Genomic DNA, 23,579 nt, shown 5'->3' on the forward strand with positions numbered 1-23,579 from the left:
AAATTAAGATGACCTATCATAGCGTACTCAGATAAAAAGCTAAAGCGCGATCCGCAGAACGCGGCTGTCATCTGACAAAAAACGTCCTGCGGATGCTTAACGGTCGGTTTATGAACGGATCGTGTGATCACCGACCCCGATCCACTTATAGGTAGTCAGTGCCGCCAGCCCCATCGGGCCGCGGGCATGCAGTTTCTGGGTGCTGACCGCAACTTCCGCGCCCAGTCCGAACTGACCGCCGTCCGTGAAACGGGTGCTGGCGTTAACATAGACCGCTGATGAATCAATATTTGAGACGAAATAATCAGCCTGAGACATGGATTGTGTCAGAATCGATTCTGAGTGCTGAGTGCCGAAATGACGGATATGCTCAATCGCGCCATCAATATCCTTCACAATCACCACATTCAGATCAAGTGACAGCCATTCATCTGACAGCTGTGCTTCTGTTACAGCTTCCGTCTTCGCCGGGCCGTTTTTCAGCAGCGCCAGCGCAGCAGGATCTGCATGCAGAGTAACATTATCCGCCGCCATGTGATCACTCAGCAGAGGCAGGAATTCCGCAGCCACTTTTTCATGCACCAGCAGTGTTTCCACCGCATTACAGACGCTCGGACGCTGCACTTTGGCATTGCGGATAACCGGCAGTGCTTTATGCAGATCCGCCGTCTCATCGACAAAAATATGACACACGCCGATACCGCCGGTGATCACCGGAATCGTGGACTGCTCACGACATAAGCGGTGCAGACCGGCACCGCCGCGCGGAATAAGAATATCCACATAGCGATCCATCTTCAGCAGCTCATTGACCAGCGCACGATCCGGGTTATCAATCGCCTGGATAGCCGCCTGCGGCAGACCGCACTCGCTGAGCGCCTGCTGAATAACACGGACCATCGCCACATTGGTATTGTGTGTCTCTTTGCCGCCGCGCAGGATCACCGCATTACCGGTTTTCAGGCACAGTGAGGCAACATCCACCGTCACATTCGGGCGTGCTTCATAAATCACACCGACCACACCGAGCGGCACACGGCGGCGCTCAAGGCGCAGACCGCTTTCCAGCACACCGCCGTCGATCACTTCCCCGACCGGATCCGCCAGCTGACACACCTTACGCACGTCCGCAGCAATACTTTCCAGGCGTGCCTGCGTCAGCAGCAGGCGATCAAGCATCGCCTCTGAGGTACCCTGCTCACGGGCTTTGGCAATATCAAGTTCATTGGCAGCAAGGATCGGCGCACTGTTCTGTTCCAGCAGATCGGCGATGCGGGTCAGAGCCTGATTTTTCTGTTTTCCGGAAAGCTGAGCCAGTGCCCAGGAGGCGGCTTTGGCCGCTTTACCCATTTGTTCTAACATATGCTGATATCCTTAACTGACAATCATATCGTCGCGGTGGACAGCCACGGCGCCGTATTCATAACCTAAAATTGTGCTGATTTCCTGTGACTGCCGTCCGGCAATCAGGCGCAGCGCATCGCTGTTATACCGGCAGACACCGTGTGCCAGATCCCGCCCGTTCAGCGCGCGGATGCGGACAACCTCACCACGGGAGAAATTGCCGTTCACAGTACGGATCCCGCTCGGCAGCAGGGAACTGCCCTTATCTTTCAGTGCTTTCTCCGCACCGTCATCCACAATGATCTCACCGGCAGGCGGTGCCCCGAAGATCCACTGCTTGCGCGCTTCCATCGGCGCTTTTTTCCCGAAGAACCGGGTGCCGACCGGAATATCATCAATCACATCACAAATCACCCCGGCGCGATCACCGGCAGCAATAATGACATCAATCCCCGCACGTCCTGCGACAGTCGCGGCCTGGAGCTTGGTGGCCATTCCGCCGGTGCCCAGCCCGGAGACACTGTCACCTGCGACACTGCGCAGTTCATCACTGATATCATGCACCTCAGAAATCAGGGTGGCATCCGGGTTGCTGCGCGGATCGGCAGTATACAGCCCTTCAATATCAGTCAGCAGCAGGAGCTTATCCGCCCCGCCGAGGATCGCTGCCAGTGCGGAGAGGTTATCATTATCCCCGACTTTAATTTCCGCTGTGGCGACCGCATCATTTTCATTGATGACCGGCACAATGCCGTTATCCAACAGTGCGGTCAGGGTGTCACGGGCATTCAGGAAACGCTCGCGATCTTCCATATCCGCGCGGGTCAGCAGCATCTGGCCGATATGGATGCCGTAAATCGAGAACAGGCGCTCCCATAACTGGATCAGGCGGCTCTGACCAACAGCCGCCAGCAACTGTTTGGACGCAATGGTGGCGGGGAGTTCAGGGTAACCGAGGTGCTCACGCCCGGCGGCAATCGCCCCGGAAGTCACAATAATAATACGGTGCCCTTTTGCATACTGCTGCGCACACTGCCGGACCAGTTCAACAATTCTGGCCTGATTTAAATGTCGTGATCCGCCGGTCAGCACACTTGTGCCCAGTTTGACAACCAGCGTTTGGCTGCTATTCATTGCGTTCTACCATTCATTTTGCGGGAATAAGAAAAGATGACCTGTTTTAACAGGTGATGCGCGTCATGCCAACAGGCACAACGCAAAACCGGACATTAATCCGGCTGCTTTCCGGGGGGCGGTGATACCGGTGACGGGGTCAGGGACAGATCCAGTTCCTGAAGAACGGCCTGTAAGCGGGGATAAAAATCAGTCAGGGTTTTACTGACCGCATCACGGATCTCTTTGTCAGACAGGGATTTTTCCTGCCAGAGCCCTTTTTTATCAAATACCCCGGTATGGTATTCAGAGACAAACCCGGTTTCCTGCGGGATCAGTGTCAGCCACCAGCCAAAAAACTCACGTTTTTCCGGCGCGACCCCCGCATTCACACACACTGCCAGGCAGTCAAAAAAATAGTGACCCTCCTGACACTGCGGCTCACGGATATACGGACCCAATGCAGTGAAACATCGCAGCAACCTGCCGCGTGTGTAATCTGAAACCAGTGCCATCATTAAGCCTCCTTTCAGCGAAGGCTTAGTTGTAGCAAACAGACAGGAATTATCAATGATTATTATGCTGTTCAGGATAAAATTCTGGTGAGCCAGCGGGTGGCCTCATCCAGCGATTTGTGGAAAGTGTCAAAAACCGGGGTATGGCCGAACTCCACCAGCTTACCGTCAGCGCTGGAGCGGACAATCAGCTCCGATTCACTTTTCGGGCTGAACACATCCTCTTTCCAGCACATGCTCAGCACCGGCAGTGAACAGCGGCGGCCGAGCAGCCCCTGATTTTTCAGAGATAAGCAGCCGAGCCGGGTGCGGACGGTATCAAGGTCAGTACAGCGTGCCGCTGCACGGCTGGCCAGCACATCCATATACATGCCGGGGATTTTATCCTGCCGCTCCGGGCTGACAAACAGATCATGCACCACCGGCCCGAACAGCACGGCCCCCCGCAGCTGATGTGCGGACAGGTATGCCATACGCATCGCCACATTGGCACCGAAACGCAGCCCCATCACCGCCACACGGGTGTGGTCAATCCACGGCACATTGCGCAACTGATCCAGCACCTGCTGGTGCATCAGGCTGCTTTCCTGGCCTAAAGTCTGTTTTGAGGAATAACCGATTGACGGCATATCCAGCGTCAGCAGTGCAATGCCCTGCGGTGCCAGATAGTCACGGAAGTAGCGGCAGTAATCACTTTGCAGATTATCCAGACTGCCGCACATCATCACCACCGGAAACGCACTGCCTTTCCCGGGCGGGAGGTGCAGAAAAGCGCAGATGTTTCCGCCGCTCTCCATTTTGAATTCAATTTTTTTCAGTTCATATGCGGCAAACCGGGCGGAGTTTTCATACGCCTGATTTGCCAGAACGGTAGCCTGATCCGCCAGCTCATCCCCTTTTAAATGGGGATATCCCGCAATACTGTACAGATTTGCGGCAAGCAGCCAGGCTTCACAGGCTTTTTCGCCGGATTCAAATTCCAGCGCTTTGCGCTGCCACAACATCGCCTGCTGAGACCATTCATAAGCCCAGTTACCGCGGCGGTAGCCGATCACCGTATCCAGCAGTGCATCATCACTGCGGGGGGCATCAGATGCCGCGATCCGGCTGAGAACCTCTTCGGTTTCCAGCGGCGGGATCCCCCGCCAGGCCCACATTAAGCGGTTAATCATGCGATACCAGCCCGGATGGGTACATCCGCTCAGGACGCTGCCCCTGACTTCCTTTATCCCGGAACGGGTAAAGTTCACCAGTGCGGATGTCTCAGGGTGCTTGATTTTCGGCTTAAACAGTTTCTCTGACAGGTTCTGTTGTGTCATGGCATTCGCTTACTGATCGCAGATTGGTTTAACAAAACTGACGGTCATATCCCACGGCTGTTCGATCCAGGTATCCTGCGGGATATCAACCACATAATCGTCAACCAGCGGACGTCCGGCCGGTTTGGCAAAAATAGTGACGAAATGCGCTTTCGGATACATATCGCGGATCATCTGAGCAGTACCGCCGGTGTCCACCAGATCATCAACAATAATAAATCCTTCGCCGTCACCGTCGGCTTTTTTCAGGACTTTCATATCGCGCTGATGGTCATGATCATAGCTGGAAATGCAGACAGTATCCACATGACGGATACCCAGTTCACGAGCGAGTAAGGCACCCGGCACCAGACCACCGCGGCTTACGGCGATGATGCCTTTCCATTGTTCGGTTGGCATTAAACGCTGTGCCAGTTTACGGGCATGCATTTGCAACATATCCCACGTTACGACGTATTTTTCGCTCATATCAGATTGATCCCGGCTTGATGATTTACAGAAAAGAGTCTTTTTTGCGGAAAAAAGGTTGCGCGAGATTATAGTGACTTGAGCCGCCAAAGACCAGAGTATCTGACAAATTCATCATAATTCCCTGTTATGACACACGCACTTTGCGTAAGAATTTGCTATTCTCCGGACATCGGATATTCGCGACCGCTCATTTTAAACAGCGTTACCGGCCGCCTTCGGGTATCCTCCCCCTAATAATGAAAAATGCAGTAACAGGAGATCGAACGTGTCTGAACTATCACAATTATTTCCGCAGCCGCTGTGGGATATTTTTGCCAAAATCTGCTCTATTCCTCATCCGTCCTACCACGAAGAGCAACTGGCTGCACATATTATTGAATGGGCAAAAGAAAAGGAATTCCACGTTGAACGCGACAGCGTCGGTAATATCCTGATCCGCAAACCGGCCAGCAAAGGCCTGGAAAACCGCAAAGCGGTTGTTCTGCAGGCGCACCTGGATATGGTGCCGCAGAAAAATAATGATACAGCACACGATTTCGAAAAAGATCCGATTCAACCGTACATCGACGGCGACTGGGTAACCGCGAAAGGCACCACATTAGGTGCAGATAACGGCATCGGTATGGCCTCCGCGCTGGCAGTACTGGCTGACGATTCAGTCAAACACGGGCCGCTGGAAGTTCTGCTGACCATGACAGAAGAAGCCGGGATGGACGGCGCATTCGGTCTTCAGCCGGGCTGGTTACAGGCTGATATCCTGATCAACACCGACTCCGAAGAAGAAGGTGAAATTTACATGGGTTGTGCGGGCGGTATTGACGTCACCACAACACTTGCGCTGAGCCGTGAAGCCGTTCCGGCCGGTTACAGCATCTTCACCCTGACCCTCAAAGGTCTCAAAGGCGGCCACTCCGGCGGCGATATTCATCTGGGCCTCGGCAATGCCAACAAATTACTGGCCCGTTTCCTGGCCGGTCACGCCGCAGAACTCGGCGCGCGTCTGGTTGATTTTCAGGGCGGCACACTGCGCAACGCGATTCCGCGCGAAGGCCACATCACACTGGCAGTACCGGCAGATAAAGCCGCACAGCTGAAATCGCTGGCACAGACCTTTGAAGCGCTGCTCAGAGAAGAATTGGCGCAGAAAGAGAAAAACCTGGTTGTCACCCTGGAAGCTGCAACCGCTGCTCAGGGCGCTCTGACCGCTGATGTGCAGTCCCGCTTTATCAATATGCTCAATGTCATGCCGAACGGCGTGATCCGCATGAGTGACGTGGTTCCGGGCGTGGTCGAAACCTCACTGAACGTGGGTGTGGTGAAAATGAGTGACGACCGTGTGCAGATTATCTGTCTGGTACGTTCCCTGATTGAATCCGGCAAATCTTCTGTGGTCAGCATGCTGACCTCGCTGGCGGCACTGTCCGGTGCGGATATTGTTGCCGAAGGCGGCTATCCGGGCTGGCAGCCGGATGCAGATTCTCCGGTCATGCATCTGGTCAGCGAAACCTATCAGCAATTGTTTGACAAAACCCCGAACATCATGGTGATCCACGCCGGTCTTGAGTGCGGTTTATTCAAAAAACCGTATCCGGACATGGACATGGTCTCCATCGGACCGACCATCACCGGAGCTCACTCCCCTGATGAACAAGTGCATATCAAGAGTGTCGGGCAGTACTGGCAGTTACTGACCGCTATCTTAAAAGCGATCCCTGAGAAAGCGTAACCGCGTTATTCAGTTCAGCGGCGGGATAATTATCCCGCCGTTTTTATATGTGATTCAGAACCCGAGCAGCAACTGCCGCTCAAGCTGCGGATCCCGCAGTGTCACATGCAACCCCACCAGCCGCACGCCGCGCCCTTCCCAGCGGCTATCCCAGGCCAGTTCCGCCGTTTTCAGTAAATCCGCTTTATCCAGCACCTGATGGACATGTTCCTGTGTGGTCTGCTGAAAATCCGCAAACTTCAGTTTAATGCCCTGACGGGCGATCCGCAGATCCGGTGACACCTTTGTCAGACGGCGCTCCAGCTCCGGAAACAGCTCATCAATAATCGTCTGACACTCATCCCACGAGGCGATATCTTCCGCCAGTGTCCGCTCGACACCGACAGATTTCCGTTCCCTGTCCGGACAAACCGGCCGCTCATCCGTACCGTGACTGCGCTGCCAGATGATCTGCCCGAACTTTCCGAACTGTTTCAGCAGCGATATCTGATCATAATTCTGCACATCCCGGCAGGTCTCCAGCCCGAGGTCAGCCAGGCGCTTTGCTGTCACCTTTCCCACACCGGGAATTTTACGCAGCGGCAGTGACAGCACAAAATCCGTCACCTGCTCCGGCGTGATAATGTACTGCCCGTCGGGTTTATTCAGGTCCGACGCGATTTTGGCAAGGAATTTTACCGGTGCCACCCCGGCAGATGCAGTCAGCCCCAGTTCGGTATAAATGGTTTTGCGGATCTCTTCCGCCATCAGTGTGGCTGAGCCCCGGCACTGCGGGCTGTCTGTCACATCAAGATAAGCTTCATCCAGTGACAGCGGCTCAATCAGTGAAGTATAACGGGCGAAAATCGCATGCAGGTGGCGGGAGGTGGTTTTATACAACTCCATCCGCCCCGGAATGACTTTCAGATGCGGACACAGCAGCAGTGCTTTTGCCGTTGACATCGCGCTGTGCACCCCGAAGCGCCGCGCCGGATAATTGGCGGTCGCAATCACACCGCGACGGTCGGAACTGCCGCCGATAGCCAGCGGAATATCGCGCAGACGGGGATCGTCACGCATTTCAATCGCCGCATAAAAGCAATCCATATCAATATGAATGATTTTACGCATCCGCCTCTCCTGCTCACCAATAACACTGTTTAAATACACAGTTAAAATCAATGCAATTCAAATCGGTTAATTTGCTTATTATTAACCAAATCAATCTGTGGGCTGAAATTTGCAAGTTTGTGCTTTTTTTCTGTGATTACATCCGGTTGTCATGTTACTCCGCTATAACAGCGTGACATCACACCTGGTCTCTTTCTTTCTGACGGACGGATTATGAAAAAAATACTATCAGCCCTTTTCCTGAGTGGCATTGTTATGACAGCCCATGCAGCACCGCAGATTATTGCCCATCGCGCCGCCACGGCGGACGCCCCTGAAAATACCCTTTATGCCATCGATAAGGCGCTGAGTAACAAAGCCGATGCCATCTGGATCACCCTTCAGCTGTCAAAAGATAACCAGGTGGTGTTATACCGCCCGTCTGATCTGAAATCTCTGACCGACAAATCGGGTCCGGTTTCCGGTTACAACGCCGCAGAGCTGGCACAAACCGATGCAGCCCGGGATTATAATCAGAAAAATAAAACCCATATCAAAGCCTCTGTTCCGGCACTGGATACCGTCCTGAGTCGTTACCCTGAGACCTTTTTCTACCTCGATATCAAATCTCCGGATGCCTCACCGGCGGTTTTTGCACAACAGCTGGATTCAGTACTGACTCGTCATAACGCCAAAAACCGTGTCCGCGTCTATTCAACCGGTCAGGATTATCTGGCTGCCCTGCCGCCGTCAATCCCCGTTTTTGAAAGCCGTGATACCACCCGTAATGCACTGGCCGGCAGCCTGATCACACACACCTGTGACCTGGCGGACAATCCGCAGCCACGCTGGTATGGCTTTGAACTGCGCCGTAACGTGGATGTGGTTGAAACCTTCACACTGGGTGAAGCACGCTCTCCGGTTGTGCTGACCTGGGATAAAACCGCAATGGACTGTTTTCGTAAAAATAATCAAAACCATGTTGTTCTGTTCGGTATAAAAACACCCGCCGATTTACAACTGGCGACAGAATTGGGTGCAGATGGCGTGATGGTCGATTCGCTGCTCAATATGAAAATAAAATAATTAATCAAGGTATTATTACTTGGTAATTTTACCCGCCTGAAAAATAAGAGTGAGATTTAACAGATGATGAATATCACTCTTATTTAATACATTCTGTCTCTTCCTGCAATTTACGCTGTAATCCTTACATAATATTTTATAATCTCAACAAACCTAATTAATTATAGTAATTTATTTATCAGGCCACTTTTGTTATAACTATAAGAAACATCCGGGAGACCATGCGGTGATAAGTAACCTGTTCTTTGATTTAAATTCACCCCCAAAATCCCTCTTTGTTTTTACGGGATTATTTTTTCTGTTATTTAGTGTTTATTCTTACGCAGACTGCAATTTGTATTCAGATGAGACACGCAGCAGTAACTTTATTATTCTGGGTGCCGGTATGATCAACGGCCCGGTAAAATCCGTCATCACAACAGCACATTCCCCGGACAACAAAAACAGCAATATTATGATTAACGGGCACTATGACCTGACGCCGTGCGGTGAACTGAGTTACTTTTCACTGGAAGTTACCGAACACTACCCGGGGTTGCAAAACCGGATGTATTCCGAAGGTAAGAAGACGGAACAGGGATATACCTTATTATTCACGTCACAACTGCATGGCAGCGGAAAAGCACCCGTCACGCTGATTCACGCCCGAAGCCACCTTTTCTATAATAATCAAAAGCAAATCGTCCGCGCCGAATCTGAAAGCAACAGTGGCGGCAATACCCAAAAATCACATATGGAAACCGATTTTTTTTATGAAAACGGTTTAATCTCACATGCAGTATCTACAGGGGACTCCGCGGACACCGGCGGTGAAATCCGTTACGACTGGCGTCAGGATCGGCAGATAAATGCGATTATGTCCCGGAGTAGCGGGCTTCCTCAACTGAACTATGAGTTTGCCTATAATGATGACGGTCAGGTTATCCGGCAGACACAGACACAACATACGCCGCTGGGCCGGGTAAAAACCATTTATATCTGCCAGCAGACAGATACTTACGGAAATTGTGAAAAAGCACTCTGGCAGAGTATCTCTGAAGGGAATCAGGCCAATAATATTATTGTGATAAATACCGCTATTGTGACATCAGACTATCGTTATTACTGATTCTGTATTGTTGTTTTGACATTAATAAACAAAGGCGCTTTAAGGCGCCTTTGTTATATCTTCCGAATCTATACAATCCGGTTTTTATTCAGTTTCTCTTCGCGGGCAGCTTCACGTGCCATCCGTTTTTTCCGGGCATCACACGGTTCAGGACAGTCACAGACTTTTTCGACACCAATGCTGCTCAGCCCGCCGCAGCTTCCCTGAATACTCTTGCGCTTAATAATATACCCAAGAGACATTCCCAGAAACGCGACCAGAAACAGGATAAAGGTTGCGATAAATACTTTTATCATCATATCAGCCACCTCCTTTTATTTTTGCTGCAAATAGGGCTTAAATGCCTCACTGTAGCGTTCTTCAAATCCCTTCCCTGTTTTGACAATCATAAAAACAGGGATATTTTGCGCATTCGCCACTTCGAGGCCACGCTCTGGCCCGAGCACATTCAGTCCGGTAGAAAAGCCATCCGCACTCATGCAATTATCAGCAATCACCGTAATCGATACCAGATTATGGTTAATCGGACGTGCTGTTTTCGGATCAATGGTATGTGAATAACGGACATTATTTTCTTCAAAATAATTCCGGTAATCCCCGGATGTGGCCACAGAGGCATTCCCCGGTTCAATGATTTCCTGTGCAGACTGGCTCAGCCCCTGTGACGACGGTTTTTCAATCGCAATACGCCACGGTTTGCCTTTGCCGTTAATACCCTGTGTCCGGACTTCGCCGCCCACATCCACCATATAATTACGGATATTCTGTGATTCCAGGTATTCTGCCACCGCATCCACTCCGTAGCCTTTGGCGATCGAGGACAGATCCACATACAGTTCCGGCACAGTCTTAATCAGATTATTGCCTTCAACCTTCAGTTTATCAATCCCGGTCCACTGACGGCGGGTTTCAATATCCTGATCTGTCGGCACATGGGTCACCCGTCCTTCCGGACCAAATCCCCATAAATTGACCAGCGGACCGACGGTGACGTCCAGTGCGCCGTCTGTCAGCTGATTAATGCGGATAGCCTCACGAACCACTTTTGCAGTCGCGGCAGAGACCGGAAACGGCGTATTCACCTCACGGCTCTGATTAAAACGGCTGAGTTCAGAATCCGGCCGGTAGGTGGACATCTGGTCATTGACCTCTTCCAGCACCACATCAATGCCTTTCTGCAATGATTCCGCCGACGGGTCTTTCGGGTCAGCGATATATTTGATCGCATAATAGGTGCCCATCGTTTTGCCGTTCAGGGTTACCTGCTGTGTTTCCGGTGTGTTATCACCGCACGCGCTCAGTAACAATGTCATCAGTGCCAGCGGCAGGAAAGCCCGTTTTATTTTTACCATATACAATCCAGTCTGATTTCAGATCATCTGCGCCCACAGGTGTGGGCGCAGTTTCGTTATGACAGGGGCGGAAATCAGCCGCCGAAGTCATCCAGCATAATATTTTCGTCTTCCACACCCAGATCTTTGAGCATCTTGATCACGGCGGCGTTCATCATCGGCGGCCCGCACATGTAGAACTCACAATCTTCCGGTGCCGGGTGGTTTTTCAGGTAATGCTCATAGAGAACATTATGAATAAACCCGGTGTATCCGTCCCAGTTATCTTCCGGCAGGGCATCAGACAGCGCCACGTTCCAGGTGAAGTTTTCATTCTCAGCCTGAAGCTGGTCAAAATCTTCCTCATAGAACATTTCACGTTTTGAACGCGCACCATACCAGAAAGACATCTTGCGTTTGGAGTGCAGACGCTTGAGCTGATCGAAGATATGCGAACGCATCGGCGCCATCCCCGCACCACCACCAATAAAGATCATTTCCGCGTCGGTATCTTTCGCGAAGAACTCCCCGAACGGCCCGGAAATTGTCACTTTATCACCCGGTTTCAGTGACCAGATGTAAGAGGACATAATCCCCGGAGGCGCATCCGGCACACGCGGAGGCGGTGTGGCGATACGCACGTTCAGCATGATAATGCCGTGCTCTTCCGGATAGTTCGCCATAGAGTAAGCACGCACTGTCGGCTCTTTCACATCAGACACATAGCGGAACAGGTTGAACTTGTCCCAGTCCTCGCGGTATTCCTGCGGCACATCAAACTCATCATAACGGACCACATGCGGCGGACATTCAATCTGAATATAACCACCGGCACGGAACGGCACACTTTCGCCATCAGGAATTTTCAGTTTCAGCTCTTTAATGAAAGTCGCTTTGTTATCATTGGAGATAACTTCGCACTCCCACTTTTTCACCCCGAAGATCTCTTCCGGCAGCTCAATTTTCAGATCCTGTTTCACATTCACCTGGCACGCCAGACGGCAGCCTTCACGCGCTTCGCGTTTATTAATGTGAGACATTTCTGTCGGCAGAATATCACCGCCGCCTTCTTTGATCTTCACGCGGCACTGACCGCAGGTGCCGCCGCCGCCGCAGGCCGAGGAGACAAAAATCCCCTGACCGGACAGCACATTCAGTAATTTGTCACCGGCCGGTGCGTCGAAGCTTTTCTGCGCATCACCGTTGATTTCAATCTTAACGTCCCCTGTGTTCACCAGTTTTGATTTTGCAAACAAAATCAACGCGGTCAGCGCCAGAACAATCAGGGTAAACATTGCCACGCCTAAAATAACGATATCCATAATTGCGTTTCACCCTTATAACTGTACGCCGGAGAAGGACATAAAGCCCAGAGCCATCAGTCCGGTGGTCACGAATGTGATCCCCAGCCCTTTCAGGCCGGCCGGTACGTCAGAGTATTTCATCTTCTCGCGGATAGCGGCCATCAGCACAATCGCCAGCAGCCAGCCGATACCGGAAGCGAACCCGTAAACCACAGACTCCGTAAAGTTGTAGTCTCGCTGCGCCATAAAGGACACACCACCGAAAATCGCACAGTTTACGGTGATTAACGGCAGGAAGATCCCCAGCGCGTTATACAGTGCCGGGAAGTAGCGATCCAGAATCATCTCCAGAATCTGTACCAGCGCCGCAATGACCCCGATAAAGGTAATGAAGTTCAGGAAGCTTAAATCCACACCTTCCATCAGTGCGCCGTCGCGCAGCAGCAGGTTGTACACCAGGTTGTTTGCCGGAACCGAAATCCCCAGCACCACGGTAACCGCCACGCCGAGACCAAACGCCGTTTTGACGTTTTTAGACACCGCCAGGAACGTACACATCCCGAGGAAGAAGGCCAGTGCCATGTTTTCAATAAACACAGCCCGCACAAAGAGACTGATATAATGTTCCATATCTTAATCCTCCTCGACTTGTGACGGTTTCAGGGTACGGATCCCCCAGATAAGCATCCCGATGATAAAGAATGCACTTGGTGCCAGCAGGAACAGGCCGTTCGGCAGATACCAGCCACCGTTCTGTACCGTTTCCAGCACCGTCACACCAAAGAGCTTACCGGAGCCGATCAGTTCTCGGAAGAAGCCCACCAGCAGCAGGATCACACCGTAACCTAAGCCATTACCGATACCGTCCATAAAACTCTCAATCGGCGGTGCTTTCATGGCATACGCTTCCGCACGTCCCATCACAATACAGTTGGTAATGATCAGACCGACGAACACAGAAAGCTGCTTGGAGATACCATAGGCATACGCCCGCAGGATCTGGTCAACAAGAATAACCAGTGAGGCGATAATTGCCATCTGAACGATAATCCGCACACTGCCCGGAATAAAGTTACGGATCATCGAGATAAACATGCTGGAGAATGCTGTCACCAGGGTTACCGCGATGGTCATAACCAGTGCGGTTTCCAGTTTGGTGGTTACCGCCAGCGCCGAACACACACCCAGTACCTGGAGGGCAATCGGGTTGTTATCTAATAACGGTCCGAGAAGAACGCGTTTAATTTCTTTACTATCAGCCATGATTCAACGCTCCTTCGCGTACTGTTTTCAGGAACGGGCCAAAACCGTTGTCGCCCAGCCAGAAATCAAACATATGCTGGATACCGTTTGAGGTCAGTGTCGCACCGGATAAACCATCAATGCCGTACGGGCTGTCAGTGGCGCCGCTGCGGACTATTTTGATAGCCGGCATACCTTCTTCATTAAACAGCTTTTTACCAATCCACTGTTTACGCCATTGCGGGTTATCCACCTCACCGCCCAGCCCCGGCGTTTCACCGTGCTGGTAGTAAGTGATCCCCTCGGAGGTGATACCGTCGACATCAATCGCGATAAAGGCATACATCACCGACCACAGACCGGAGCCGTAAACCGGCAGAACAATCTTGCTGGTTTCACCCTGCTCATTCTGTACCAGATAGATTTCCGCGCTGTTGGCACGGCGGCGGATTTTCGCCAGATCTTCTTCCGGTGACAGGGCAATACTGCTCTCATCACTGCGCAGTTCATCGTTGAGATCGTACTTGCCGGTGCTGTCGCTCATCTGACCGGTTTTTAAATTCACCATTTTTGCTCTGATGAATTTTTTATAGACAGCATCGATTTCGTCTGCCGGCATGGATGGCGTCAGTAACCCGGCCACATCCAGAATGTTACGCTGCTTATCCAGCATAATCTGTGTCTGCTGCGTGGACTTCAGCCCCACAGCAGAACCGGCCACGACTATTGAACACACAAGGCAAAGGACGAAGACAACGATAAACGTTCTTGCGACACTGTCCTTGTTTTTCGTTTTTTCATTAGCCACGTGCTTTTCTCCGTTTAATGTTTGCCTGAACCACCAGATAATCAAATAACGGGGCGAATAAGTTAGCGAACAGGATAGCCAGCATCATCCCTTCCGGATATGCCGGGTTTGCCACACGGATCAGGACACACATCACCCCGATCAGGATCCCGTAAGCCCATTTACCTTTGTCGGTAAATGAGGCTGAAACCGGGTCCGTCGCCATGAAAATCATACCGAAGGCAAAACCGCCCAGGACCAGATGCCAGTACCACGGCATAGCAAACAGCGGGTTGGTGTCCGAACCAATCATATTAAAGACGGCGGACATTGCGATCATCCCGACCATCACACCGGCCACAATACGCAGAGACGCAATACGGGCAAACAGAATGACTGCACCACCGATCAGAATCATCAGCGTGGAAACTTCACCAATCGAGCCCGGTACGTTACCGATAAAGGCATCCATCCAGGAAATCGGCTGGTTGGTCATGGTATTAACGAGCTGATGCTCGCCACCGACTGCCCACTGTGACAGCGGGGTTGCGCCGGAGAAGCCGTCAGCGGCAGTCCAGACGGTATCACCGGAAATCTGAGCCGGATAAGCAAAGAACAGGAAAGCACGGCCGGCCAGTGCCGGGTTCAGGAAGTTGCGTCCTGTACCGCCGAAAATTTCCTTCGCGACCACCACACCGAAGGTGACAGCCAGTGCGGCCTGCCATAACGGCAGCGTCGGCGGTACAATCAGAGCCAGCAGAATGGAGGTGATAAAGAAACCTTCGTTAATTTCATGCCCGCGGATCATCGCAAACAGGACTTCCCAGAAGCCGCCGACGATGAAAATCACCCCGTAGATCGGCAGGAAATAGACGGCACCGAACAGCATTTTGCTGACCCAGCCCGCATCCTGTGTGAAGGACACCCCGATAAGCTCCGCCAGACGATAATGCCAGTCACCGGCAATCACCTGCTGAAGCTCCGCACCGCTGTACATATCCAGCAGTACCGGCATTGCCTGGTTACCGACGTTATACATCCCCCAGAACATCGCAGGGAAAACGGATAACCAGACCAGGATCATCAGACGTTTAAGGTCGATGGAGTCACGGACATGTGAACGCCCGCGGGTAACTGTCCCCGGGGTATAGAAGATGGTGGCGGCTGCTTCGTACAGTGCATACCATCTCTGTAATTTGCCGCCCGGTTCAAAATGCGGCTCAATTTTTTCGAGAAATTTTTTCAGACCCATGATTATCCTTCCTGCTCAATCCTGGTCAGTACGTCACGCAGCACCGGGCCGTACTCATATTTACTCTGACAGACATAGGTACACAGCCCCAGATCTTCCTCATCCAGCTCCAGCGCACCCAGCGCCTGTGCGCTGTCAGTATCACCCGCCAGCAGATCGCGCAGAAAATGTGTCGCCATAATGTCGAGCGGCATCACACGTTCATAACTGCCGATTGGCACCATAGAACGTTCGCCACCATTCATTGATGTGGTAAATGAGAACAGTTTTTTCTTAAAGAAATGACCCAGTGTGGTGCGGGTAACCGTGTATTTGTCTGTGCCCGGCATAATCCAGCCGAACAGCTCTTTCTCCCGGCCTTCTTCCAGAACAGAGACCTGATTGGTAAAACGGCCCAGATAGTGATGAGCATCATCACTGGCCACGCCCCACAGGACCGAACCGGAAATAATGCGGTTTTCACCGGCTTTCAGCTGCCCTTCGGTCAGTTCATACAGATCTGCGCCGAGGCGGGTTTTCAGCAGACGCGGATTTTTCACCTGCGGACCACCGAGCGCCACAATACGGTCGGTATATAAAAAGCCGGTCGTGAACAGTTTACCGATGGCGATGACATCCTGGTAATTCAGAGACCAGACGGTTTTCGTTGCGCTGACCGGTTCCAGGAAGTGTATGTGCGTACCGGCAAGGCCTGCCGGATGCGGCCCGGTAAACTGCGTATAACTGACACGATTGTTATCGGTAACTTTTGCGAAATCAGCTGTACCGTGGCAGACATGTACCTTCCCTTCCGTCAGGCAGCTCAGTACCTGTAAGCCGTCATCAAACGACACCTGTTCCTGACGGATAATTACCAGCGGATCAGCTGACAACGGATTGGTGTCCATGGCAGTGACAAAAATAGCGGCAGGCACGGAACCTAATTTTGGGGTATGACTGAACGGACGTGTCCGCAGCGCAGTCCATAACCCGGAGGCCACCAGGTTTTTCTCTGCCTGTTCACGGGTCAGTGACGGCAGATCCCGGCGGTCATAACTGTCAAATGTTAATTGCTCGTCTCCCTGTATCTCAATCACCACAGATTGTAATACACGACGCTCACCACGATTGATGGCTTTTACCACTCCGCAGGCGGGGCTGGTAAAAATCACACCGGGGTTCTTTTTGTCTTCAAAAAGAGCCTGTCCTTTTTTCACTGATTCACCTTCCTGAACCAGCATCGACGGACGCATCCCGATGTATTCCTCACCCAGCAGCGCTGCGTGGCGGACTGAAGGGCCATCTTCTGTGACTTGAGCAGGTGCTCCTGCGATCGGCAGGTCGAGTCCTTTTTTAATTTTAATCATAAAATTTGCACAAGTTTTGTTAAACCCACGTCATTACTGCCGCAGCAGCGTATGACAACTCAACAATAAAAACACTCCGGGCCGTTATTGTCGCCCCGGGCTGTTTTCTCTGATGTATGTCACGATTTTGCGTAAATCAGATCCGCATTATTTTACCACTTCACAACAATTCTGTCCGGCGAAACTGCCGCAGCACATCCGCCAGCCGTTTAATTTCACGGAATACTGTCTGCAGATCCTGCGGCGGCTGCGGGTATTTTTCTTTCAGCTGATTCAGCAGCCAGCAGAATGCATGCTCGCTGTCAGTCTGGCCGACCGGGGTAAAAAAACCGGTCGGCAGATGCTCATAGCCGCTGAGCTGCCCGTTATGGGCATATGTCCAGTTCCGCCCCCACAGTTCGCGGGTAAAAGGGTGGGTATTTTCCAGTGATACCACCCCTCTGTTTGCCTGGCGGATATGGGCGATCACCGCTTCGGATTTGACAGGATAGTCACGGACAAAACGGGCAACGGGGGAGTTGCAGCAGGCACGGGCGTCTTTGAATGTCCGGCAGCCCATTCCTTCATAAAACGTAATTCCCCACCCGTCTTTATGCGGCCCAGTTTCGCCGCCACGCGGGATCAGGCCACTGAGACTGAAATGAATATCAGTCGGGACATTCGCACTCATCCCCAGCAATTCACACATCGCCTTTCTCCCTTACCCGTTTTTGTGATGACTGAGGACTATTGTTACCCGCAATCTGATAGTTTCACAATCGCGAAAATATCATTCTTTTAGATGATTTGGTTATATGTAAGGTGATTTATGCTTATGATGAATAAGACAGGCGCTGAACCATAAAAAAAGCACTCAACCGGCGGCAGAGTGCTTTTTCAGGCTCCGGCTTATATCCGGTTATTTGACCATCTCTTTTTCGATCAGCATGATCAGAATATGAATAACCTTAATATGGATTTCCTGAATGCGATCCGCATAACCAAAGTGCGGAACACGGATTTCAATATCCGCGCTGCCTGCCATCTTACCGCCGTCTTTGCCGGTCAGCGTGATCACTTTCATGCCTTTGGCGCGGGCTGCTTCAATGGCTTTAATAATGTTGCCTGAATTACCGGATGTGGAGATACCGAGTAACACATCCCCTTCACGGCCGACAGATTCCACAAAACGGGAGAAAACATATTCATAGCCAAAATCATTGCTGACGCAGGATAAGTGGCTGACATCTGAAATGGCAATCGCCGGATAGCCCGGACGGTTTTCACGGTAGCGCCCGGTCAGTTCTTCCGCAAAATGCATCGCATCACAGTGTGAACCGCCGTTGCCGCATGACATCACTTTGCCGCCCGCTTTAAAAGAATCAGCCAGCATGACAGCAGCCCGGCGGATAGCATCGATATTATTCTCATCTTTCAAAAAGTTATCGAGGGTTGCCGCTGCTTCGGTCAGTTCACCGCGGATAAGTTCCTGGTACATAGAGATAGGCTCCTGAAAATGAATCGGATTTGTCTGTCCTGAGTGTAACGGATCTGCCGGGGTGAAAGAAGTCACAATCCGTGGTATCTGCAAATAAGACACATTGAGATTGCTGACAAAGCAGGATAAAACGTGGTTTTTCCTGGTTTATTTTTACAACCTCTGTCGGTCGTCGCCAACCACTGCGGGTTTGTCAACGGCCGGATTTTATTTTGCTAATTTTGTGAGCTGAGTTGTAAATAAAATGTGAAATCATTGAAGTTATTCCGCCGTTGCGCTAAATCTGAACACAACAGGTCAGACCTCTGATGACATCATATTGTGCTGACACGAATATCCGCCTACGGAGGTTCATCATGTTACTAATCAGCATTATTCTGTTTATCGCCGTCACCGGGTTGCTCTCATTTCACCGGGTCAGCCTGAAGTACAGTGTAATGACACTGGTACTGTTCAGTATCGTCATGAATATCTTCCGTTTATGGCCGTTTACTGTCACCGTTTTACTGGTGCTGGTTACCCTGCCGTTTGTTATCACCCCCGTCCGTCAGGCATTGTTCAGCAGCCGTCTGATGCAGCTGTTCCGCAAAGTAATGCCGCCGATGTCACAGACAGAAAAAGAAGCAATCGATGCGGGTACCACCTGGTGGGAAGGTGATTTATTCCGCGGGCAGCCGGACTGGCAGAAACTGCACAGCTATCCTGCCCCGCAACTGACAGCAGAAGAACAGGCTTTCCTCGACGGCCCGGCAGAAGAAGCCTGCCGGATGGCCAATGATTTTGAAATTACCCACGAACTGGCGGATCTGCCGCCGGAGCTGTGGCAGTTCCTGCGCGAGCATAAATTCTTCGCCATGATCATCCGCAAAGAATACGGCGGCCTGGCGTTCTCCGCCTATGCCCAGGCGCGGGTCCTGCAAAAACTCGCCGGGGTTTCCGGTATTCTGGCGATTACCGTCGGCGTTCCCAACTCTCTGGGGCCGGGAGAGCTGTTACAGCACTATGGTACTGATGAACAGAAAAAGCGCTGGCTGCCGGGACTGGCCTCCGGGGAAGAGATCCCCTGCTTTGCCCTGACCAGCCCGGAAGCCGGTTCAGATGCCGGTGCCATTCCGGATACCGGGATTATCTGCACCGGCGAATGGCAGGGTGAACAGGTTCTCGGCATGCGCCTGAACTGGAATAAACGCTATATCACCCTGGCACCGGTCGCCACCGTGCTGGGTCTCGCCTTTAAACTGTATGATCCGGATAAACTGCTCGGTGAAAAAACCTCGCTCGGGATCACCTGCGCACTCATCCCGGTAAATACCCCGGGGGTTGAAACCGGCCCCCGTCATTTCCCGCTCAACGTCCCGTTCCAGAACGGCCCGACACGCGGTAAAGATGTCTTTGTGCCGCTGGATTATATTATCGGCGGCCCGGCAATGGCCGGACAGGGCTGGCGCATGCTGGTGGAGTGTCTGTCGGTCGGGCGTGGTATCACTCTGCCGTCCAATGCCACCGGCGGGCTGAAAAGTGCGGCCATGGCAATTGGCGCTTATTCCTACATCCGTCGTCAGTTCCGGATGCCGATCGGCAAAATGGAAGGGATTGAGGAGCCGCTGGCGCGGATTGCCGGAAATGCCTATCTGATGGATGCCGCCGCCACGCTGATCACCACCGGTATTATGCTGGGAGAAAAACCGGCGGTTCTGTCCGCGATTGTGAAATACCACTGTACCCACCGGGGACAGCGCGCCATTATTGATGCCATGGATATTGCGGGGGGTAAAGGTATCTGCCTCGGGCCGTCCAACTTCCTGGCCCGCAACTATCAGGGGGCGCCTATCGCGATTACTGTCGAAGGTGCCAATATTCTGACCCGCAGTATGATTATCTTCGGTCAGGGCGCTATCCGCTGTCACCCGTATGTACTGACTGAAATGGCCGCAGCGGCGGATAATCAGCTGAATGACTTCGATAACGCACTGTTTTCTCATGTCGGCCATGTGTTAACCGCCGCCACCCGCAGTTTCTGGCTCGGATTATCTCGCGGGCATTTCAGCCCGTCACCGTTCCGGGATGCCACCCGCCGCTATTATCAGCATCTCAACCGGCTGAGCGCCAACCTGGCACTGTTATCTGATATCGCCATGGCGACACTCGGCGGCAGTTTAAAACGCCGTGAGCGGATTTCCGCCAGACTCGGCGATATACTCAGCCAGCTTTACCTGGCATCCGCCACCTTAAAACGCTTTGATGAAGATGGCCGTCCGCAGGCAGATTTACCGCTGGTGCACTGGGCAGTACAGGATTGCCTGTATGAAGCCGAAAAAGCCATGGATGAACTGCTGACCAACTTCCCTGACCGCAGAGTCGCCGCCCTGCTGCGCCTGACTGTCTTCCCGACGGGCCGCCATCACCGTCCGCCGTCAGACAAACTGGACAGCAAACTCGCCCGTCTGCTGCAGGAACCGTCAGAGACCCGCGACAGAATCGGACGCGGGCAATATCTGACACCTGAGCCCAACAACCCGCACGGGCTGCTCAATGCCGCCCTCAGTGATATTCTCGCCGCTGAGCCGCTGGTGGATCGCCTGAGCCGCATGGCTGAAAAACACATTGATTTCACCCGGCTGGATAAACTGGCAGATATTGCCCTGGAAGACGGAAAAGTCACACCGGAAGAGGCTGATATTCTGCGTAAAGCGGAAGCCAGCCGTCTGCGCTCGATTAATGTGGATGAGTTTGCACCGGAGATTATCGGCTTAAAATCACACGCTAATTCTCACCGTTACCGCAAAGGTGAAAATCCCGGCGCATAAATAACACGGCGGAGCAGTTCTCTGCTCCGCCATTACTGTGCTCTGTATTACCGTCCTGTGCTGCTGTTGCCGGTCATATTGGCATCCAGGCTGAGGATCTCCCGCATTTGTGCGTCTGTCAGATCGGTATCAAAGAACTGCTTAAAGAACTGACGGATATCCTGCTGTATTGCCGCATCATCTGCCGGTTTACGCTTAACCCGCGCTTCAATCCATTTCATCATCAGCGGCGTTTCTATCCCCGGTGCATCCCAGCGGTAAATACCGATAGGCGCTTTATAGACACGTTTGTTCTTCACGGCTGAAATCGTTTCTGTCCCCTGCCAGCCGACCGTATTCCGGTACACATCTTCCGGCACGAATGAATCAAACTGGCTCAGAATAATAATTTCCGGATCCAGGTTAATCACCTGCTCTGCCGACACCGTGATCCAGTTTGGTTTAACCGGCATATCATCTGTCAGGTTAATACCCCCGGCCCGGTTGATCATCAGGCTGTTTACCGAGGTCTTTCCGGCCACCGTCAGGTTTTTATCTCTGACATACAAAATGCCCGGCTTTCCGTACGGCATCTCGCGAATGGTCACCGGGGTTGAGTCTCTTGTCACCGTGTTCACTGACTCAATCTGATGATCAAAAAAAGCCAGTAAATCTGCGGCCCGCTTTTCTTTGCCCAGAATATCGCCCAGCAGCCTGATCCCGTTTTTCACATCATCCAAATCACCGTATCTGATTGCCACTGCCGGGATGCCGAGTTTATCCAGTTTCTCTTTTTCTTCTTTCTGGTAATCCCAGATAATCACCAGATCCGGATTTAACCTGACCAGCTCTTCGCCGTTAATCGTGAAATCTTTATTCACAAAGGTGCTGTTTACCTTCTCAATACCGGGAGCCAGTGTTTTTAAAATACTGTTGCGGTAAGCCTCTTTTGCTGACGGATGCATCCCCGCAATTTTTGCATCTGAACCATCCACCACATAAATCATCGACATCCACGGAATAGGCACAACCGCAATCCGCTGTACCTTATCCGGAATAGTGACCCGGTTCCCGGCGAGATCGGTGATTTCTTTTGCCCCGGCACAATTGAAAAACAGCAGTAATACACCGGCACTGAAAATACGTTTTAAGGCTGATATTGCCATGTTATCTTCCTGTCATTGTATTTACTGTTATCAGCGAAATGCCCGGATATACGGACGGGGAATTAATTTACGATCATATTTCAGTAAATATTCCAGATACCAGTTAGGATTGCGTAATAACCCGCGGCCGACAGCAATTAAATCCGCATACTGATGTTCTAATATATCATCGGCCAGTTGGTGATCACGAATACCCCCGACAACAATAACCGGTTTTTCACAGCCTTTTTTTACCCCTTTGGTATCTTCCAGCTGATAAGCAACACCTTTGTTTGTTCCGTGCATCTGACTGCCGCCATTAGATATATGTACAATATCGATAAGCGGATTAATATTACGCAGAATTTTTTGTGTAAATGAAATACTGTCTTCTTCGCAGTAACGGGTGCCGATACGTAAAATAATCGCTTTATCTTCCGGCCAGGGTTTTCGGATTGCGGTCAGTAATTCAGTCAGGAAAATAACCGGATCGGCATATTTATCGCTGCGCTGATTTGTCCGCCGGTCAATAAACTGAGAAATTAAAAACTCATGGGATGCCATAATTTCCAGGGCATCAAAACCAGCTTTATCTGCCCGTGCCGCCGCGCGCGTATAACAGTCAAACAATGCCGTAATATCTTCTGTTGTTAATGCATTAATATCCTGAATAATATTGCCGGATTCCAGCCGTGACTTGCTGCCTGCATGATTAAGCTGAATTGCCACTTTACTGCCTTCATTTTGCAGCATTGCCACAATCTGCGCCAGCATCGCAACATGCCCGTCCTCATATAAACCCAGGGCACCACTGCCCAGGCGGCCGTCAGCGGTAACCGCGCACTCTTCCATAATAATCAGCCCGACCTGGCCGACAGCAAAAGACATATAATGCGCCAGATGAAAGTAATCCGCGTAGCCGTCAGTGGCACGTTTTATTCTGACCGGCGGATAAACTAATTTATTTTTAAGTGTTAATTTCTCTGATACAAATGGCTGCATTAAATTCATAATACACACGTCCCCGGAAAAAGCTGACCGGCACTGTTATATAAAAACTGTACCGGTGATAAATAATAAAGTAACTGAAGAGATAATAGAGGTAACAGTGCGGGGACTCTATGACAGGCCATCTGTT

Annotated in this window: 21 protein-coding genes and 1 pseudogene; 4 read left to right on the top strand and 18 right to left on the bottom strand. The window is 51.6% G+C overall.

Going from position 1 to position 23,579, the window contains the following annotated elements; all coding sequences use genetic code 11:
- Positions 1-108: 108 nt before the first annotated feature.
- From proA to gpt, 5 genes are all read right to left on the bottom strand, one after another.
- On the bottom strand, positions 109-1,362 hold the full coding sequence (gene proA, locus ACSBQN_RS13685) for a glutamate-5-semialdehyde dehydrogenase (RefSeq protein ID WP_087826002.1): 1,254 nt from the start codon (positions 1,360-1,362) through the stop codon (positions 109-111).
- A gap of 12 nt (positions 1,363-1,374) precedes the next feature.
- Positions 1,375-2,478, bottom strand: a complete 1,104-nt coding sequence (proB, locus tag ACSBQN_RS13690) for a glutamate 5-kinase (protein ID WP_004237863.1) — start codon at positions 2,476-2,478, stop codon at positions 1,375-1,377.
- A gap of 95 nt (positions 2,479-2,573) precedes the next feature.
- Positions 2,574-2,975, bottom strand: a complete 402-nt coding sequence (gene crl, locus ACSBQN_RS13695; protein ID WP_004237862.1) for a sigma factor-binding protein Crl — start codon at positions 2,973-2,975, stop codon at positions 2,574-2,576.
- 68 nt (positions 2,976-3,043) lie between these two features.
- The gene (gene frsA / locus ACSBQN_RS13700; RefSeq protein ID WP_024472637.1) at positions 3,044-4,291 is read right to left on the bottom strand and encodes an esterase FrsA; all 1,248 of its coding nucleotides are present in this window, start codon (positions 4,289-4,291) and stop codon (positions 3,044-3,046) included.
- 9 nt (positions 4,292-4,300) lie between these two features.
- Positions 4,301-4,759 carry a xanthine phosphoribosyltransferase gene (gpt, locus tag ACSBQN_RS13705; RefSeq protein WP_024472638.1) on the bottom strand — a complete coding sequence of 153 codons (459 nt, stop codon included), beginning with the start codon at positions 4,757-4,759 and terminating at the stop codon, positions 4,301-4,303.
- A 268-nt stretch (positions 4,760-5,027) separates the two neighbouring features.
- Between gpt and pepD the strand changes: the two genes are divergently transcribed.
- Positions 5,028-6,488: a beta-Ala-His dipeptidase gene (pepD, locus tag ACSBQN_RS13710; protein ID WP_024472639.1), complete on the top strand. Its 1,461-nt coding sequence runs from the start codon at positions 5,028-5,030 to the stop codon at positions 6,486-6,488.
- 54 nt (positions 6,489-6,542) lie between these two features.
- Here pepD and dinB read toward each other — a convergent pair whose 3' ends face one another.
- The gene (gene dinB, locus ACSBQN_RS13715) at positions 6,543-7,598 is read right to left on the bottom strand and encodes a DNA polymerase IV (RefSeq protein WP_434991715.1); all 1,056 of its coding nucleotides are present in this window, start codon (positions 7,596-7,598) and stop codon (positions 6,543-6,545) included.
- Positions 7,599-7,853: 255 nt separating this feature from the next.
- Here dinB and ACSBQN_RS13720 point away from each other — a divergent pair, with 255 nt between their 5' ends.
- Entirely contained in the window at positions 7,854-8,663 is an 810-nt protein-coding gene (locus ACSBQN_RS13720; RefSeq protein WP_036409771.1) for a glycerophosphodiester phosphodiesterase family protein, read from the top strand.
- 334 nt (positions 8,664-8,997) lie between these two features.
- Positions 8,998-9,771 carry a hypothetical protein gene (locus ACSBQN_RS13725; protein WP_236595570.1) on the top strand — a complete coding sequence of 258 codons (774 nt, stop codon included), beginning with the start codon at positions 8,998-9,000 and terminating at the stop codon, positions 9,769-9,771.
- Between the two features lie 68 nt (positions 9,772-9,839).
- Here the strand turns inward: ACSBQN_RS13725 and nqrM are convergent, their stop codons facing one another.
- From nqrM to lpcA, 10 genes and pseudogenes are all read right to left on the bottom strand, one after another.
- Positions 9,840-10,067 carry a (Na+)-NQR maturation NqrM gene (gene nqrM / locus ACSBQN_RS13730; protein WP_024472643.1) on the bottom strand — a complete coding sequence of 76 codons (228 nt, stop codon included), beginning with the start codon at positions 10,065-10,067 and terminating at the stop codon, positions 9,840-9,842.
- Between the two features lie 18 nt (positions 10,068-10,085).
- Positions 10,086-11,123 carry an FAD:protein FMN transferase gene (locus ACSBQN_RS13735; RefSeq protein ID WP_354632903.1) on the bottom strand — a complete coding sequence of 346 codons (1,038 nt, stop codon included), beginning with the start codon at positions 11,121-11,123 and terminating at the stop codon, positions 10,086-10,088.
- A 74-nt stretch (positions 11,124-11,197) separates the two neighbouring features.
- A complete protein-coding gene (gene nqrF / locus ACSBQN_RS13740; protein WP_220730778.1) occupies positions 11,198-12,424 on the bottom strand; it encodes an NADH:ubiquinone reductase (Na(+)-transporting) subunit F in 1,227 nt (408 codons plus the stop codon).
- A gap of 15 nt (positions 12,425-12,439) precedes the next feature.
- Complete coding sequence (gene nqrE / locus ACSBQN_RS13745; RefSeq protein WP_004237852.1) at positions 12,440-13,036, bottom strand: NADH:ubiquinone reductase (Na(+)-transporting) subunit E; 597 nt, start codon at positions 13,034-13,036, stop codon at positions 12,440-12,442.
- A 3-nt stretch (positions 13,037-13,039) separates the two neighbouring features.
- Entirely contained in the window at positions 13,040-13,669 is a 630-nt protein-coding gene (locus ACSBQN_RS13750) for an NADH:ubiquinone reductase (Na(+)-transporting) subunit D (RefSeq protein WP_024472645.1), read from the bottom strand.
- Positions 13,662-14,456 carry a Na(+)-translocating NADH-quinone reductase subunit C gene (locus tag ACSBQN_RS13755; RefSeq protein ID WP_024472646.1) on the bottom strand — a complete coding sequence of 265 codons (795 nt, stop codon included), beginning with the start codon at positions 14,454-14,456 and terminating at the stop codon, positions 13,662-13,664. The genes ACSBQN_RS13750 and ACSBQN_RS13755 overlap by 8 nt, the downstream gene beginning before the upstream one ends.
- Positions 14,449-15,687, bottom strand: a complete 1,239-nt coding sequence (locus ACSBQN_RS13760) for an NADH:ubiquinone reductase (Na(+)-transporting) subunit B (RefSeq protein WP_004237848.1) — start codon at positions 15,685-15,687, stop codon at positions 14,449-14,451. Before ACSBQN_RS13760 ends, ACSBQN_RS13755 begins: the two co-directional genes overlap by 8 nt.
- Before the next feature lie 2 nt (positions 15,688-15,689).
- The gene (locus ACSBQN_RS13765) at positions 15,690-17,033 is read right to left on the bottom strand and encodes a Na(+)-translocating NADH-quinone reductase subunit A (protein WP_024472648.1); all 1,344 of its coding nucleotides are present in this window, start codon (positions 17,031-17,033) and stop codon (positions 15,690-15,692) included.
- A 184-nt stretch (positions 17,034-17,217) separates the two neighbouring features.
- Positions 17,218-17,721, bottom strand: a pseudogene (locus ACSBQN_RS13770) (class II glutamine amidotransferase); the annotation flags it as partial.
- Between the two features lie 210 nt (positions 17,722-17,931).
- Entirely contained in the window at positions 17,932-18,510 is a 579-nt protein-coding gene (gene lpcA / locus ACSBQN_RS13775) for a D-sedoheptulose 7-phosphate isomerase (RefSeq protein WP_024472650.1), read from the bottom strand.
- 356 nt (positions 18,511-18,866) lie between these two features.
- On the opposite strand from lpcA, the gene fadE reads away from it, so the two are divergent.
- Positions 18,867-21,317 carry an acyl-CoA dehydrogenase FadE gene (gene fadE, locus ACSBQN_RS13780; protein WP_289647831.1) on the top strand — a complete coding sequence of 817 codons (2,451 nt, stop codon included), beginning with the start codon at positions 18,867-18,869 and terminating at the stop codon, positions 21,315-21,317.
- A 47-nt stretch (positions 21,318-21,364) separates the two neighbouring features.
- Here the strand turns inward: fadE and ACSBQN_RS13785 are convergent, their stop codons facing one another.
- On the bottom strand, positions 21,365-22,462 hold the full coding sequence (locus ACSBQN_RS13785; RefSeq protein ID WP_024472652.1) for an ABC transporter substrate-binding protein: 1,098 nt from the start codon (positions 22,460-22,462) through the stop codon (positions 21,365-21,367).
- A gap of 30 nt (positions 22,463-22,492) precedes the next feature.
- Complete coding sequence (locus tag ACSBQN_RS13790; RefSeq protein ID WP_354632905.1) at positions 22,493-23,452, bottom strand: NADH:flavin oxidoreductase; 960 nt, start codon at positions 23,450-23,452, stop codon at positions 22,493-22,495.
- Between the last annotated feature and the right edge of the window lie 127 nt (positions 23,453-23,579).

Source organism: Morganella sp. B601, from assembly GCF_051172335.1.
In the GTDB taxonomy this organism is placed as follows: Bacteria; Pseudomonadota; Gammaproteobacteria; order Enterobacterales; family Enterobacteriaceae; genus Morganella; species Morganella morganii.